Genomic DNA, 765 nt, shown 5'->3' with positions numbered 1-765 from the left:
TAACGCCCGCCTAAGGGGCTGGCAACGCAAACCACTAAACTCAAACACAACAACTGTAACCACCGCGGCTCAATGGGACTGGAAACGCCACGCGTTGACAGTCCCTCTTGAGGCGTTTGTTAGGCGATTAATCAACCAACTCGATGCCTAAACATTCCAATAAATTCAGAGCTTCATAACGAGAAAACTTAGCCCCTTTGACTTGGTTCTCTAACACATTGATTGCGTAATTTGTCGATTCGCTGAAATCCACTTTTTGTAAGTTAGTCCGCATGAATAAGCTATGAGTAAAATCGCAGTAACACATTGTTGAACTGGCAAAATCGCCTTCGCGGAAGTCCACATCATGCAACTTACACTCATCGAATGCTAACTCATTCAATGTCAGCCCAAAGAATGAGGCATCGCTCAAAATACAACGCTGAAATTTAAGCTCAAAATCTAGGTGATAGACAGGCCACGTTGCTCTTGTCCAGTCGATACCCACGAGCTTACTGTCTTGAAATGACACACCAAATAAACGTGCATTGGGGAAACTCGCTAAACTGAGATTACAACGTGCAAACTCGCAACTTACAAACTTGCAGTTTTGGAACTGTACGCCAGACAAATCACAATCTGAAAAATGACATTCTTCAAATTCTATGTCTTTGAAACTATTTTCTGATAACTCAAGCTTCTCGAAGGAAACCTCTAGATACTGCTCACCACTTTTCAAAGATTTCATCGTTTCCTCCAATCGCCTAACGCCCGCTTAAGGGGCAG

Annotated in this window: 1 protein-coding gene; it reads right to left on the bottom strand. The window is 43.1% G+C overall.

Annotation, left to right across the window (positions count from 1 at the left end; all coding sequences use genetic code 11):
* Positions 1–127: 127 nt before the first annotated feature.
* Positions 128–727 (bottom strand): pentapeptide repeat-containing protein, encoded by a 600-nt coding sequence (locus AACQ79_RS14300; RefSeq protein WP_170899898.1) that lies wholly within the window; start codon positions 725–727, stop codon positions 128–130.
* Between the last annotated feature and the right edge of the window lie 38 nt (positions 728–765).

Source organism: Vibrio sp. 3-2(1) (genome assembly GCF_963887575.1).
GTDB lineage: Bacteria > Pseudomonadota > Gammaproteobacteria > Enterobacterales > Vibrionaceae > Vibrio > Vibrio anguillarum.
The sequence above is the reverse complement of the archived record's forward strand: the minus strand, read 5'-3'. Positions and strand labels throughout refer to the sequence as shown.

Bases quoted from the DNA above. Each gene is read 5' to 3' on its own strand.
- AACQ79_RS14300 (WP_170899898.1), bottom strand. From the start codon at position 727: ATGAAATCTTTGAAAAGTGGTGAGCAGTATCTAGAGGTTTCCTTCGAG.